12 protein-coding genes and 1 other annotated feature are annotated in these 15,181 nt (G+C 42.8%); all 12 genes read right to left on the bottom strand.

All coding sequences use genetic code 11. From position 1 onward, the window contains the following. Nucleotides 1-87: 87 nt before the first annotated feature. Entirely contained in the window at nucleotides 88-666 is a 579-nt protein-coding gene (locus tag PG766_RS06195; protein ID WP_118218318.1) for a helix-turn-helix domain-containing protein, read from the bottom strand. A 187-nt stretch (nucleotides 667-853) separates the two neighbouring features. Beyond that, a complete protein-coding gene (gene rpoC, locus PG766_RS06190) occupies nucleotides 854-4,546 on the bottom strand; it encodes a DNA-directed RNA polymerase subunit beta' (RefSeq protein ID WP_044999120.1) in 3,693 nt (1,230 codons plus the stop codon). 13 nt (nucleotides 4,547-4,559) lie between these two features. Further along, nucleotides 4,560-8,429, bottom strand: a complete 3,870-nt coding sequence (gene rpoB / locus PG766_RS06185; RefSeq protein ID WP_117557414.1) for a DNA-directed RNA polymerase subunit beta — start codon at nucleotides 8,427-8,429, stop codon at nucleotides 4,560-4,562. Nucleotides 8,430-8,776: 347 nt separating this feature from the next. Further along, nucleotides 8,777-9,151, bottom strand: coding sequence for a 50S ribosomal protein L7/L12 (rplL, locus tag PG766_RS06180; RefSeq protein ID WP_022220337.1), 375 nt, complete (start codon nucleotides 9,149-9,151; stop codon nucleotides 8,777-8,779). A gap of 81 nt (nucleotides 9,152-9,232) precedes the next feature. Continuing rightward, nucleotides 9,233-9,757 (bottom strand): 50S ribosomal protein L10, encoded by a 525-nt coding sequence (rplJ, locus tag PG766_RS06175; protein ID WP_022220338.1) that lies wholly within the window; start codon nucleotides 9,755-9,757, stop codon nucleotides 9,233-9,235. 75 nt (nucleotides 9,758-9,832) lie between these two features. Beyond that, nucleotides 9,833-9,969 (bottom strand) — a sequence feature (ribosomal protein L10 leader region). Between the two features lie 57 nt (nucleotides 9,970-10,026). Beyond that, nucleotides 10,027-10,971 (bottom strand): L-lactate dehydrogenase, encoded by a 945-nt coding sequence (locus PG766_RS06170; protein WP_270590615.1) that lies wholly within the window; start codon nucleotides 10,969-10,971, stop codon nucleotides 10,027-10,029. A 213-nt stretch (nucleotides 10,972-11,184) separates the two neighbouring features. Continuing rightward, nucleotides 11,185-11,877 carry a 50S ribosomal protein L1 gene (gene rplA / locus PG766_RS06165; protein WP_008373486.1) on the bottom strand — a complete coding sequence of 231 codons (693 nt, stop codon included), beginning with the start codon at nucleotides 11,875-11,877 and terminating at the stop codon, nucleotides 11,185-11,187. A gap of 84 nt (nucleotides 11,878-11,961) precedes the next feature. After that, entirely contained in the window at nucleotides 11,962-12,390 is a 429-nt protein-coding gene (gene rplK / locus PG766_RS06160) for a 50S ribosomal protein L11 (protein ID WP_055247516.1), read from the bottom strand. A 70-nt stretch (nucleotides 12,391-12,460) separates the two neighbouring features. Then, nucleotides 12,461-12,976 (bottom strand): transcription termination/antitermination protein NusG, encoded by a 516-nt coding sequence (gene nusG / locus PG766_RS06155; RefSeq protein ID WP_008373482.1) that lies wholly within the window; start codon nucleotides 12,974-12,976, stop codon nucleotides 12,461-12,463. 36 nt (nucleotides 12,977-13,012) lie between these two features. Then, the gene (gene secE, locus PG766_RS06150) at nucleotides 13,013-13,225 is read right to left on the bottom strand and encodes a preprotein translocase subunit SecE (RefSeq protein WP_008373480.1); all 213 of its coding nucleotides are present in this window, start codon (nucleotides 13,223-13,225) and stop codon (nucleotides 13,013-13,015) included. A gap of 22 nt (nucleotides 13,226-13,247) precedes the next feature. After that, nucleotides 13,248-13,397, bottom strand: coding sequence for a 50S ribosomal protein L33 (gene rpmG, locus PG766_RS06145; RefSeq protein ID WP_081445272.1), 150 nt, complete (start codon nucleotides 13,395-13,397; stop codon nucleotides 13,248-13,250). Between the two features lie 301 nt (nucleotides 13,398-13,698). Beyond that, the gene (locus tag PG766_RS06140; protein WP_270541033.1) at nucleotides 13,699-14,949 is read right to left on the bottom strand and encodes a threonine/serine ThrE exporter family protein; all 1,251 of its coding nucleotides are present in this window, start codon (nucleotides 14,947-14,949) and stop codon (nucleotides 13,699-13,701) included. Nucleotides 14,950-15,181: the final 232 nt, after the last annotated feature.

The following is a 15,181-nucleotide window of genomic DNA, read 5'->3' as shown; positions in this document are numbered from 1 at the left end:
TTATTCATATGTGTAACTTTTTTTCTTATTATAGAACCATACTCTAAGATTGTCAAGAGGAATGCTATTTATTTCACAATTTAATTTTCACCTTTTATTTTCATTTCTTCCAAACAGTCTTGGTACATCCCGGTGATATACCCATATACTCACACAAGGTTCTTTTCCAGGATTGGAAATACTATGACGCTCTCTGCTCTTTATATATACACTGTCTCCCGGATGTAAACTGCTAATTTCTCCTTCCACCTCTACATTCAGAGTTCCTTTTATCACCATACACATTTCCGAAAAGACATGACGATATTCTTCTTTTTTCGCAGATTCTCCCGGTTCAATCGTAATATATTCAAAAATCGATTCTCCCTGACCAAAGTCTGCAACCTCAACTGTCATATTTTCTTCCGGATAAAGATGCTTACTCATTTCTTCTCTGTGTATAACCGTCTTTCCCGGCATTTCCCCTTCCAGTGCATACTGGATATCAATATCCAGTGCTTCACAAATTCGCGCAAGACTGTCCACATTCGGAGATGTCTTATTCTGTTCCAGCATACTCAGATAGCCCGCTGAAAGCCCTGTATATTCTCCCAAAACCCGGATTGTCATCATTTTCTTTTTTCTGCATTCTCTGATCCGTTCACCAATATGAGCTAAATCCAGCATATCACACCTCCTGATTTTCGATTGATTATTTATATGCTACTGTATTTTTTCATATTTTGCAACCCTTTATTTTTGTAAAGTGTTAAAGAATCGGAATTATTTTTCAAATATTTTTGTTTTTCATGTCTTTAAAGCAAGAAAAGCAGACACGCCATTCAACGTATCTGCCTCTCTTAGCATATAAAACCTATTCTTCAACTGTAACTGTTTCGTCAGCATTTTCTTCGGTTTCAACAGTTTCTGCTGTCTCTGCTGATACTTCAGACTCAGTATCATCATCCATATCAAAATCATCAAAACTGATTTCGTCGTCCATATCCATACCAAGACCAGTATCAAGTTTAACGTCACGGTATTTTCTCATACCTGTTCCTGCCGGAATCAGTTTACCGATAATGACGTTCTCTTTCAGACCGATCAGGTGGTCAACCTTACCTTTGATAGCAGCCTCAGTCAGAACCTTGGTTGTCTCCTGGAAGGATGCAGCTGACAGGAAGGAATCTGTTGCCAGGGATGCCTTGGTAATACCAAGCATGATCTGTTCTCCTGTTGCAGGTTCTTTACCTTCTGTTACCATCTGTTCATTTACATCGTTGAACTCAAGGACATCTACCATTGTTCCCGGAAGGAATTCAGTATCCCCTCTTTCTTCGATGCGGATCTTCTTCAGCATCTGACGAACGATAACTTCGATATGCTTATCGTTGATTTCTACACCCTGCAGACGGTATACTCTCTGTACTTCCTGAAGCATGTAGTCCTGTGCAGCACGAAGACCTTTGATCTTAAGAAGGTCATGTGGGTTCACGCTACCTTCTGTAAGCTCGTCACCGGCTTCCAGAACAGCTCCATCCTGTACTTTAATACGTGATCCATAAGGAATCAGATAAGTCTTTGTCTCACCTGTCTGCTGATTGGTAACGATGATTTCACGCTTCTTCTTTGTATCGTTCAGGTTTGCAACACCTGCGATTTCTGTGATGATAGCAAGACCTTTCGGCTTTCTTGCTTCAAAAAGTTCTTCGACACGAGGAAGACCCTGTGTGATATCTCCACCGGCTACACCACCACTATGGAAAGTACGCATGGTCAGCTGTGTACCAGGTTCACCGATTGACTGAGCTGCGATAATACCGACAGCTTCACCAACCTGTACAGGTTCACCTGTTGCCATATTGGCACCATAACATTTCGCACAGATACCAATGTGTGATTTACAGGTCAGGATTGTACGGACTTTCACTTTCTTAAGTGGTGAATTTCCATTTTCATCCACACCGTATTTCATGATCTTTTCTGCACGTTTTGGTGTGATCATGTGGTTTGCTTTTACAAGCACATTGCCATCTTTGTCACAAATTGTATAGCATGAATATCTTCCTGTAATACGTTCCTGAAGACTTTCGATTTCTTCATTTCCATCCATGAATGCATGCAGATACATTCCCGGAATTTCAGCATCTTTGCTTACACAGTCAACCTCACGGATGATCAGATCCTGTGATACGTCAACAAGACGTCTTGTCAGGTATCCTGAATCGGCTGTACGAAGGGCAGTATCTGACATACCTTTTCGAGCTCCATGCGCAGACATGAAGTATTCCAGTACGTCCAGACCTTCACGGAAGTTTGACTTGATAGGCAGCTCGATCGTATGACCGGTTGTATCCGCCATAAGTCCACGCATACCTGCAAGCTGTTTGATCTGTTTGTCAGATCCACGGGCTCCGGAATCTGCCATCATGAAGATATTGTTGTATTTATCAAGTCCTGTAAGAAGGGCTTCTGTAAGCTCATCATCTGTTTCTTTCCAGGTTTCTACAACCTCTTTGTAACGCTCTTCTTCTGTAATAAGACCACGCTTGAAGTTACGTGTGATCTTATCAACTGTTGACTGTGCTCTTGCGATCAGTTCCGGTTTCTGTGGCGGTACAGTCATATCTGAAATAGATACAGTCATAGCTGCTCTTGTAGAGAGCTTGTATCCCATTGATTTTACATGGTCAAGTACTTCAGCTGTAGCTGACGCACCATGTGTGTTAATAACTTTTTCAAGAATCTGTTTCAGCTGTTTCTTTCCTACATGGAAATCCACTTCAAGAACCAGTTCATTTCCTTCTTTTTCACGATCAACAAAACCAAGATCCTGCGGAATGATTTCGTTGAAGATGAAACGTCCAAGTGTAGACTCTACTGTACCGGTCTTCTTTGTTCCATCCGGCATCGTCTTTGTCACACGTACTTTGATTCTTGAGTGAAGAGTTACAACTCCGTTTTCATAAGCAAGAATTGCTTCATTCACACTCTTGAATACTTTTCCTTCTCCCTTGGCTCCCGGTCTTTCCTGCGTCAGATAGTAGATACCAAGAACCATATCCTGTGAAGGAACAGCTACCGGACCACCATCAGACGGTTTCAGAAGGTTGTTTGGTGAAAGCAGAAGGAAACGGCACTCAGCCTGAGCTTCTACAGAAAGCGGAAGATGAACCGCCATCTGGTCACCATCGAAATCGGCATTGAATGCGGTACATACCAGTGGATGAAGCTTAATTGCTTTACCTTCTACCAGAATCGGTTCAAATGCCTGGATACCAAGACGGTGAAGTGTAGGAGCACGGTTCAGCATAACCGGATGCTCTTTGATTACATCTTCAAGCACATCCCATACTTCCGGCTGAAGACGCTCTACCATTTTCTTAGCATTCTTAATATTGTGAGCAGCTCCGCTCTCAACAAGTTCTTTCATAACAAACGGCTTGAATAGCTCGATTGCCATTTCTTTCGGAAGACCGCACTGATAGATTTTCAGTTCCGGTCCTACAACGATAACGGAACGTCCTGAGTAGTCAACACGTTTTCCGAGCAGGTTCTGACGGAAACGTCCTGATTTACCTTTCAGCATATCAGAAAGGGATTTCAGTGCTCTGTTTCCAGGACCTGTTACCGGACGTCCACGACGTCCATTGTCGATCAGAGCATCTACAGCTTCCTGCAGCATTCTCTTTTCGTTTCTAACAATAATGTCCGGAGCTCCCAGTTCAAGGAGTCTTCTCAGACGGTTATTTCTGTTGATAATTCTTCTGTACAGATCATTCAGGTCAGATGTTGCAAAACGTCCACCATCCAGCTGTACCATCGGACGCAGATCCGGCGGAATTACCGGGATTGCAGTCATGATCATCCATTCCGGTTTATTTCCTGATTCGCGGAAAGCTTCTACTACTTCAAGTCTCTTAACGATTCTTGCTCTCTTCTGTCCGGTAGCACCCTCAAGTCCTGCCTGCAGTTCAGCATAATCTTTTTCAAGATCAATCGCTTCAAGAAGTTCTTTGATCGCTTCTGCTCCCATTCCTACGCGGAAGCCATTGCCCCAGTTTTCTCTTGCTTCCTGGTATTCAGCTTCTGAAAGAACCTGCTTGTAAGAGAGATCTGTCTCTCCCTTATCAAGTACGATATAAGAAGCGAAATACAGTACTTTTTCCAGAGTTCTCGGTGAAAGATCCAGGATCAGTCCCATACGGCTCGGAATACCTTTGAAATACCAGATATGAGAAACCGGTGCCGCAAGTGCGATGTGACCCATACGTTCACGTCGCACAGTTGCCTTTGTTACTTCTACACCACAGCGATCGCATACAACACCTTTATAACGGATCTTTTTGTATTTACCACAGTGGCATTCCCAGTCTTTGCTAGGTCCAAAGATTTTCTCACAGAACAGACCGTCTCTTTCCGGCTTCAGTGTTCTGTAGTTGATTGTCTCCGGTTTTGTAACTTCACCTCTTGACCATTCCAGAATCTTTTCCGGAGATGCCAGACCTATTTTAATCGCATCAAATGAAATCGGTTGATACGTTGGTTCTTTTTTTGTTTCTGTCATTCTCGGCATCCTCCTATTCTAAATCCATGTCGTCATCAAAATCATCGTTCATATCGCCATCAAAATCGTCGAAGCTGTCATCTTCCTCCGGCTCATCATTTACATCAACCAGTTCTCCTTCTGAGAATTCCTGCTTGCTGTATCCGTGTTTACCATAATCTTCATCGTTATTGTAGCGTCTGTCTCCTTCAATAATGTGATTCAGGTTTGTATCACCGTAATCTACACTTTCCATGATCTGAACTTCTTCATTGTTCTCATCCAGGACACGTACATCCAGACCGAGTGACTGAAGTTCTTTAAGAAGTACCTTGAAGGATTCCGGAATTCCCGGTTCAGGAATATTTTCACCTTTGATGATTGCTTCGTATGTCTTCACACGGCCAACCACATCATCGGATTTAACTGTCAGGATTTCCTGCAGAGTATAAGATGCACCGTAAGCTTCCAGTGCCCAAACCTCCATCTCTCCGAAACGCTGTCCACCGAACTGTGCTTTACCACCAAGTGGCTGCTGTGTTACCAGTGAGTAAGGACCGGTTGAACGTGCATGGATCTTATCATCAACCAGGTGATGCAGTTTCAGATAATGCATGTGTCCGATTGTTACCGGGCTGTCGAAATATTCTCCGGTACGACCGTCTCTCAGTCTTACTTTACCGTCTCTTGAAAGCGGAACGCCTTTCCACAGTGCTCTGTGGTCTCTGTTCTCATACAGATAATCCATAACTTCCGGAAGAAGTTCTTCTTTATGTCTTGCTTCAAATTCTTCCCAGGACAGGTTAACATAATCGTTCGCCAGATCCAGGGTATCCATAATATCAACCTCGTTTGCACCATCGAATACTGGTGTTGCAATGTTGAATCCAAGTGCTTTGGCAGCCAGAGAAAGGTGGATCTCCAGTACCTGTCCGATATTCATACGTGACGGTACACCCAGTGGGTTCAGCACGATGTCAAGCGGACGTCCGTTCGGAAGGAACGGCATATCTTCTACAGGAAGTACACGGGAAACAACACCCTTGTTACCATGACGTCCGGCCATCTTATCACCTACAGAGATCTTTCTCTTCTGTGCGATGTAGATACGGACTGCCTGATTAACTCCCGGTGAAAGTTCATCCCCATTTTCTCTTGTAAATACTTTTGCATCTACAACGATACCGTATTCACCATGAGGTACTTTCAGAGAAGTATCTCTTACTTCACGAGCTTTTTCTCCAAAAATTGCACGAAGAAGTCTTTCCTCTGCTGTCAGTTCTGTCTCTCCCTTCGGAGTAACTTTGCCGACAAGAATATCTCCTGCACGAACCTCAGCACCGATACGGATAATACCTCTCTCATCCAGATCTTTCAGTGCATCATCTCCTACGCCAGGAATATCGCGTGTGATTTCTTCTGGTCCGAGCTTTGTATCACGGGCTTCTGCTTCATATTCTTCGATATGAACAGATGTATAAACATCATTCTGTACAAGACGTTCACTAAGAAGTACAGCATCCTCGTAGTTGTAACCTTCCCAGGTCATAAATCCGATCAACGGGTTCTTACCAAGAGCCATCTCACCATTGGAGGTAGAAGGTCCGTCTGCGATTACCTGTCCCTTTTCAACTCTTTCACCTTTAACAACGATCGGTCTCTGGTTATAGCAGTTGCTCTGGTTGCTTCGCAGGAATTTGGTCAGCTTATAAGTCTTTTTTGTCTTGTCATCCTGTTTAATTGTGATTTCAGTAGATGTTGATCTTTCAACAATACCACCTTCTTCTGCAACGACACATACACCTGAGTCGACAGCAGATTTTACTTCCATACCTGTTCCGACTACCGGAGCTTCTGTAGTAAGAAGCGGTACGGCCTGACGCTGCATGTTGGACCCCATCAGCGCACGGTTCGCATCATCGTTCTGCAGGAACGGAATCAGTGCTGTAGCAACAGAGAACACCATCTTCGGAGATACGTCCATGTAATCAAACATTCTTTTCTCGTATTCCTGAGTCTCATCACGGAAACGACCAGATACATTCTTATGAATGAAATGTCCTTCCTCATCCAGAGGCTCATTCGCCTGTGCTACATGATAATTATCTTCTTCATCCGCAGTCATATATACTACCTCTTCGGTTACGACCGGATTCTGCGGATCTGTTTTGTCAATCTTACGGTACGGTGCTTCTATAAATCCGTACTCATTGATTCTTGCATAACATGCGAGAGAGTTGATCAGACCGATGTTCGGTCCTTCAGGTGTCTCGATCGGACACATTCTTCCGTAATGTGAGTAGTGAACGTCACGAACCTCGAATCCGGCACGGTCACGGGAAAGTCCACCAGGACCAAGTGCGGAAAGACGTCTCTTGTGAGTCAGCTCACCAAGCGGGTTATTCTGATCCATGAACTGTGACAGCTGTGATGATCCGAAGAACTCTTTAACAGCAGCAGTTACAGGCTTGATATTGATCAGTGACTGCGGAGAAATGCCCTCCAGATCCTGTGTTGTCATTCTTTCACGAACAACTCTTTCCAGTCTTGAAAGACCGATTCTGTACTGATTCTGGAGAAGTTCTCCAACCGCACGGATACGTCTGTTACCCAAGTGGTCAATATCATCATCTTTACCGATTCCATATTCAAGATGCATATTGTAATTGATAGACGCCATAATGTCTTCTTTTGTAATATGCTTCGGAATCAGTTCATGAATATTCTTATGAATTGCTTCTTTCAGCTCATCGATATCTCCGGCTGTCTCTTCCAGGAGTTCAGCAAGTACCGGATAGTATACCAGTTCAGTTACGCCAACTTCTTCCGGATCGATTCCACATACAGCTTTGAGATCTACCATCATATTAGAAAGTACTTTGATATTACGGTCACTTTCTTCTCTTGCGATCCACACATATGGAACAGCTGCATTCTGGATGGCATCTGCAAGTTCTCTGTCAACGACAGCTCCTGCTTCTGCAATTACTTCACCTGTCATCGGGCTTACTACGTCTTCAGCCAGCGTATGTCCTGTGATACGGTTCTTGAGCATAAGCTTCTTATTAAATTTATAACGTCCAACCTTTGCAAGGTCATAACGTCTCGGGTCAAAGAACATGCTGGTGATCAGACTTTCTGCACTGTCTACAGCAAGCGGTTCACCCGGACGGATCTTCTTATATAATTCGAGAAGACCTTCCTGATAGTTCTCTGAAGTATCCTTTGTGAAACTTGCGAGAATCTTTGGCTCTTCACCAAAAAGATCGATAATCTCAGCATTCGTTCCAATACCAAGTGCACGGATCAGGACTGTGATCGGCACCTTACGGGTTCTGTCCACACGGACATAGAAAACGTCATTGGAGTCCGTCTCATATTCAAGCCATGCACCCCTGTTCGGGATAACGGTGCAAGAGTATAATTCTTTACCAAGTTTATCATGCGCAATTCCATAATAAATACCAGGTGAACGCACCAGCTGGCTAACAATAACACGTTCCGCACCATTGATTACAAAGGTACCGGTTCTTGTCATAATCGGTAAATCACCCATAAATATCTCATGTTCATTGATCTCATCTGTCTCTTTGTTGTGAAGTCTTACCTTCACTTTAAGCGGTGCAGCATAAGTAGCATCGCGTTCTTTACATTCCTCGATTGTGTACTTGGTTTCATCTGTGCACAATGTAAAGTCGACAAATTCCAGGCTCAGATGTCCGCTGTAATCGGTAATCGGAGAAATATCATCAAATACTTCTTTTAATCCTTCATCCAGGAACCATTTGTAAGAGTCGGTCTGAACTTCGATCAAATTAGGCATTTGGAGTACTTCTTTTTGCCGGGAATAGCTCATGCGCATACTTTTTCCGTTTGTGATGGGACGAATTCTGTTTTTCTCCATTTGACGTTTCACTCCTTATATGATAAATTTTCGGGTTATTTCCGCCTTATTCAGGGCGCACTTATGGCATACGTTTCCACAATAGCGCATTTTTTACTTTACCACAGGTTTTTCCCGATTGTCAAGTCTAACTTTTCAAAGAATTGTATTTTTATTGTATTTTATAATGTAAGTGGCAAAATTTACTTTCGGTCCCTTTGATACCAGATTGCTACGTGCTTTGCACTCTCGCAATCCTCATCATCATTGTATGCATACCGCAGAAAAGTATAAAAAATCAAAAGAGCGTATCACTGCAGGAAATCCTGCGCGATACGCTCTTGTCATTCACAGTGTGATAACCAAAATTACTTAAGGTTAACTTCTGCTCCTTCAGCTTCAAGTTTTGTTTTGATTTCTTCAGCTTCAGCTTTAGAAACGCCTTCTTTAACTACCTTCGGTGCTCCGTCAACTAATTCTTTAGCTTCTTTAAGTCCAAGTCCTGTGATTTCACGAACAACTTTGATAACTTTAACTTTAGATGCTCCAGCAGAAACAAGTTCTACGTCGAACTCATCTTTTTCTTCTGCTGCTGCTCCACCTTCTGCAGCTGCTGCTACTACAACACCTGCTGCTGCGGATACACCAAATTCTTCTTCACATGCTTTAACTAAGTCATTTAATTCAAGTACAGATAATTCTTTGATAGCTTCAATAAATTCTGCTGTTGTTAATTTTGCCATTTTATTTTCCTCCATTTGATTTTAATGATTGGCTCTTTCGCCTCTTACTGTTCCCACACTCGGATGGGATTCCGGTACAGCTTACTCTGCTGCCGGTGCTTCTGCTTCAGCTTCTGCCGGAGCATCACCCTGTTCTGCGATCTGATTAAGAACACGAGCAAGGTTTGTAATAGGTGACTGTAAGCTTCCAAGTAATTTGGACAGCAGTACTTCTCTTGACGGGATCTTAGAAAGTTCCTGAATACCAGCTGCGTCATATACTGAGCCTTCAACTACACCTGCTTTTACTTCAAGAGCTTCTGCTTTCTTAGCGAAATTGCAGATGATTCTTGCCGGTGCTGTTGCATCTTCTTTAGAAATTGCAATAGCGTTCGGTCCTTCCAGATATTCGTCAAGCTGTGCGAAATCTGTTCCTTCAAAAGCTCTCTTCATCATTGTGTTCTTGCAAACTTTGTAGATAACACCTGCTTCTCTCAGCTGTTTACGAAGTTCAGTGTCCTGAGCTACTGTAAGTCCACAGTAGTTAACGATAACTGCTGACTGAGCATCTGTGAGATCTTCAACGATTGCCTGTACGATAGGTTGTTTTAATTCAACTTTTGCCACGAATGGTGCACCTCCTTGTAGTATTTTCAACTGCCAGAAAGTCTCGGTCCCAGCGGGGACTTTCATATCACGCAATCATGCGCTAAAAAACCTCCGCGCCAAAGCACAGAGGTTTACAAATTCAAATCTAATGAATCTTGTCTTCCTCGGTAGGCGTTTTGACCCTTATGCCTTACGGCACCTACTGTCTTCGGCAGTTACTTCGTAAATATAGCATACGTTTACCAGAAAGTCAAGTGTATTTTTTCATTTTCATCCAGTTTCTTCTATTATAAGTCCAAACCATCCAGAACTTCCTTCAATTCTTTTGCAGATGAAAGCAATTTTTCTTTTTCTTCATCGCTCAGTGGAATCTCAAGAACTTTTTCTGCACCTTTCCGCGAAACTATGGTCGGAACACTGATACAGAGTCCTTCCAGTCCGTATTCTCCCTCCATCAGACTCGTGACAGGAAGAACCGCATTTTCATTCATAACAATGCTTTCTGCAATTCTCGCAACCGCCATTGCCACACCATAATAGGTTGCACCCTTTTTCTGGATAATATCATAAGCACTGTCCCGCACGGTCTTATAAATTCTTTCCATAGATTCCTGATGCTGATAATGTCCGCGAAGTTCACAGAAATCATTGATTGGAATTCCCGCTACATTTGCCCCGCTCCATACAGCAAGCTCACTGTCTCCATGCTCTCCGATGATATTGGCATGTACGCTCCGGCTCGCAACCTGAAGATGTTCACTTAACAGATAGCGGAATCTTGCAGTATCCAGAACGGTTCCGCTTCCGAATACTCTTTCCTTCGGATATCCGGAAATCTTAAGTGCCGCATAAGTCAGAATATCCACTGGATTTGCTACAACAAGCAGGATTCCTTCAAATCCGCGTTTTGTGATTTCCGGAATAATCGATTTGAAAATTGCTACATTTTTGTGTACCAGATCCAGTCTTGTCTCTCCCGGTTTTTGATTTGCCCCAGCTGTAATGATGATTAGTGAACAATCACTGATATCATCATAAGATCCCGCATATATTTTCATCGGGTGCGCATATGGTCTACCGTGGCTTATGTCCATTGCCTCCCCTTCTGCTTTTTCTTTATTCGCATCGATCAGTACCAGTTCGGAAAAGATCCCTTTCTGAAGTAAGCTGAACGCAGAGGACGCTCCTACAAACCCACATCCGATAATTGCTGCCTTTTGAATATTAACCATGACAAAGTGCCTCCTTTTAATTGCTTGATATTTTTTTCACAGGCATAGGTTATCATTATTTTCCCCGATTTTCAATGTTTTCATGCATTGTTCGTCAAAAAATGCACAATGTATACAGAATACTGTTTGTTAGATTTCATGCTGCACAAAAAGACACCGTACCGGATCACTCCGCATACGGTGTCTCTATTATTTACATTTATTCAATACTGATTAAGCAAGCTTCATTGGGTTGATTTTTACACCAGGTCCCATTGTAGAAGTAAGTGTCACACTCTTAAGATACTGACCCTTTACTGCTGCCGGTTTAGCTTTGTTAATCGCATCGATAAGCGTCTGGAAGTTGTCAGCAAGCTGTTCTTCAGTGAAAGAAGCTTTTCCTACCGGTACATGGATGATATTTGTCTTGTCCAATCTGTACTCAATCTTACCAGCTTTGATTTCGTTGATAGCTTTTGTAACGTCCATTGTTACTGTACCAGCCTTCGGGTTTGGCATTAAACCTTTTGGTCCAAGTACACGTCCGAGACGTCCAACAACACCCATCATATCCGGTGTAGCTACAACTACATCGAATTCGAACCAGTTTTCATTCTGGATCTTCGGAATGAGTTCATCTCCGCCTACGTAATCTGCTCCGGCTGCTTTAGCTTCTTCAGCTTTAGCGTCTTTAGCAAATACAAGGATACGAACCTTTTTACCAGTTCCGTGCGGAAGAACTACAGCGCCACGGATCTGCTGATCTGCATGACGTCCGTCACATCCTGTTCTGATATGAGCTTCGATTGTTTCGTCAAATTTAGCTGTCGCGCTCTTCTTAACAAGTGCGATTGCTTCATCTCTATCATAGAGAGTTGCTCTGTCGATTAACTTTGCAGCTTCTACGTATTTCTTTCCTCTTTTCATTCTAAATACCTCCTAGTGGTGATTACGGGAATTCCCTCCCACGTATTTTTTCAGTTTCCTTACATTCTGCTTATGCAGTCTGAATTAGTCCTCTACTACAGTTACACCCATGCTGCGGCATGTTCCTTCGATCATGCTCATAGCTGATTCTACGGATGCAGCGTTCAGGTCTGGCATCTTGAGTTCTGCGATTTCCTTTACCTGAGCTTTTGTAATCTTAGCAACTTTTGTCTTGTTCGGAACACCTGAACCAGATTTAAGGTTGCAGGCTTTCTTAATAAGAACTGCTGCCGGAGGAGTCTTTGTAACGAAGCTGAAACTTCTGTCACTGTAAACTGTAATTACTACAGGAATGATCAGATCTCCCTGATCAGCTGTCTTTGCGTTGAACTGTTTTGTAAATTCAACGATATTTACACCGTGCTGTCCAAGAGCAGGACCAACCGGTGGAGCCGGAGTAGCCTTTCCAGCTGGAATCTGTAATTTGATATAACCTGAAACTTTTTTTGCCATTTTAAAGTACCTCCTTGTGGTATTTGCGGGGATTTCCCTCCCACGTGTTCATTATGCACTGCGCATAAAGTTACATTTTTTTGACTTCTGCGAAACTGATTTCTACCGGCGTTTCGCGGCCGAATAAATCAACATTGATCGTCAGGCTCTGCTTAGCCATATTGATAGTCTGAATCATGCCGACTGTTCCTTCCCAGGCTCCGCCTGTTACTGTCACAGTATCTCCTTCTTCAAAATCTACCACGATGTCTTCTTTCTGGATACCAAGTGGTGCCATCTCTTCATCTGTAAGCGGAACCGGTTTGGATCCAGGACCTACAAATCCTGTAACACCTCTTGTGTTTCGTACCACATACCAGGTATCATCGTTCATGATCATGTGGATCAGAACATATCCCGGAAACATCTTTTTCTGAGACGCTTTCTGTACGCCGTTCTTCAATTCGACAACTTCCTGCATCGGAACACGGACCTCAAGGATCTCATCTTCCAGATGACGGTTCTCGATCGTTTTGTCAATGTTGGCTTTTACCTTGTTTTCATACCCTGAATAGGTATGCACAACATACCATTTTGCTTCTGCCATAAACTCACCTTTCCTGCATTACCATTTATCAGTATCTTATCTAACTAATAAATCTACCCCGAATTTTACCAGGATATCACAGATCGTGATAATCGCTCCTAAGATAACGGAAACAACTACGACCGCAGCTGTCTGTTTGGTAAGTGTGGTTTTGTCTGGCCAGATAATCTTATTAAACTCAGCTTTCAGACCTTTGAAGAAAGGAGTTTTCTTCTCTTTTGTCTTCGCTTTGTCTTTAGATTCGCCCATAACATTCACTTCCCTTCAACGACTATTTCGTCTCTTTGTGTAATGTGTGTGATTTGCAGAATCTACAGTATTTTTTTGTTTCCATGCGTTCCGGATGAGACTTCTTATCCTTTGTCATGTTGTAGTTACGATGCTTGCATTCTGTACATTCCAGTGTAATTCTTGTACGCACAACTTCCACCTCGCTTTTTATGTTCTAATTTTTAGTTGCATGACAGCTTGCGAGGCTGTCGTGAAAGCTTCACGCCTGAAACTTTCTTTGTTAAAAATAGGCATAAAAAAAAGACCTATACTTCCATTCGCTAGGTTAGTGTACCATACCGAAAGTATAAAGTCAAGAAATTAAATAATTTTTTGTGAAAGCCTTCGGACTGTCTAGGTACATCCGGAATCTGCTCTCATCCAGGCATATTCCCGGTGCACCAGGCTAAAATTTCAGCCGCAGAATGAAATCCGCGGCTGAAACTTCTTATTTATCTGTCACTTTTTCCAATGTGATATTCTACCTTCATACCACGCATGATAGTTCTTGATGCGATATCCACAAAGTTAAATCCAAATGCAATTGCAACACAGGTTGCAAAAAGTGTGATCGTCTGTTCCAGAAGCATATGCATATTCCCACTTACGCATGCGTACATTACATAGTACAGATTCGGTCCAGGAATCAGCGGGAATACAGACGCTGTCAGGAAAATTGTTGATGGAGCTTTATTTATCCGTGACATGATAAATGCATAGAATGCAACGAATGTCGCCGCAATTGTAGTTGCAAGGAAGTTACTTGGACGCACCTCATAAACAAGTGCATAAATCAGCCATGTAAAAAATGCTCCGATTCCGCAGTAAACCACCTGCATGCCCCGGATCTTAAACCACAGTGCAAATCCCACGCAGGCTGCGGTACAGGAAATCAGCTGTACGATCAGATTCGGGGTAAGGATAAATCCTTCCGCCTCTACACCACCAAAAAGAATCATCGGTATTGCCGTACCAAATGCGATTCCGGACGCACCAAGCATAGAATTCATGATATTGATCGATCCGGAAATAAAATCTTTCTGAAGCAGATCACGGATTCCATTCGTCGTACTCAGTCCACTGATCAGGAGCATGACAATTCCGATCATGATACGCTCCTCATGATCCGCAAATCCAAATTTGACAGATAACAGAATGATCATCTCTGCAATAAACGATAAGATCAGGTTATATGCCATCAGGTTCTTCTCACGTTCGGCAAGCCAGTTTCCTACTGCAACGATCACAATTGATACAATCACCGCAATGATCGCATCCCTTACATTACATCCAAAGAATACCGCGAATCCGGTACCTCCTAAAATACCGGCCGCATAATGGGTGTACCACTTCTGCTCCGGTCTTCCCATCACCTCTTCAAACTGTCTTCTCAGTTCTTTTGCATCCGGCTTTTCTTTACAGACTTTACGGCACAGATTATTCAGATAATCCAGCTTGTCAAAGTCACATTCCCCTATTTCTACCAGCCGAATCTGTGTAATAATCTGCCCTTCCGGTGTCTCTACCGTAATCTGGATATTGCTTGGTATAACAAAAATATCATACTTTACAAATCCATAACTTCTGCAAATACGGTACAGACTGTCCTGCAGACGGAAGTTCTCCGCTCCGCATCTAATCATAGCTTCCCCAATGTCCAGGATCCCCTGTACAATTCTCTCGTAATCGTATTTCACATTCATTTTCCTTTTCCCAAAACCTCTCTCTTTTGTTCTTCTTACAAAGCCAGTTGTTCCGCCCTCCCGAACACTTCAGCCATACGAAGTAATGATATCATGATGTATCAAAAAGTCAACTAAATTCGGAGAATTTTTTCTAACCATGCCCATTCAATCTCATTATACCTTTTGTGTTTTGAAAATATTGTACTATGTTTCTGCGATATTCGTCAAGACATCCACCCTTCAATATGAT

The organism is Coprococcus sp. LG101-27, from assembly GCF_027695515.1.
GTDB classification, from domain to species: Bacteria; Bacillota; Clostridia; order Lachnospirales; family Lachnospiraceae; genus Allocoprococcus; species Allocoprococcus comes.
Note: the sequence above shows the minus strand (reverse complement) of the source record. Positions and strands in the feature narration are given on the sequence as shown.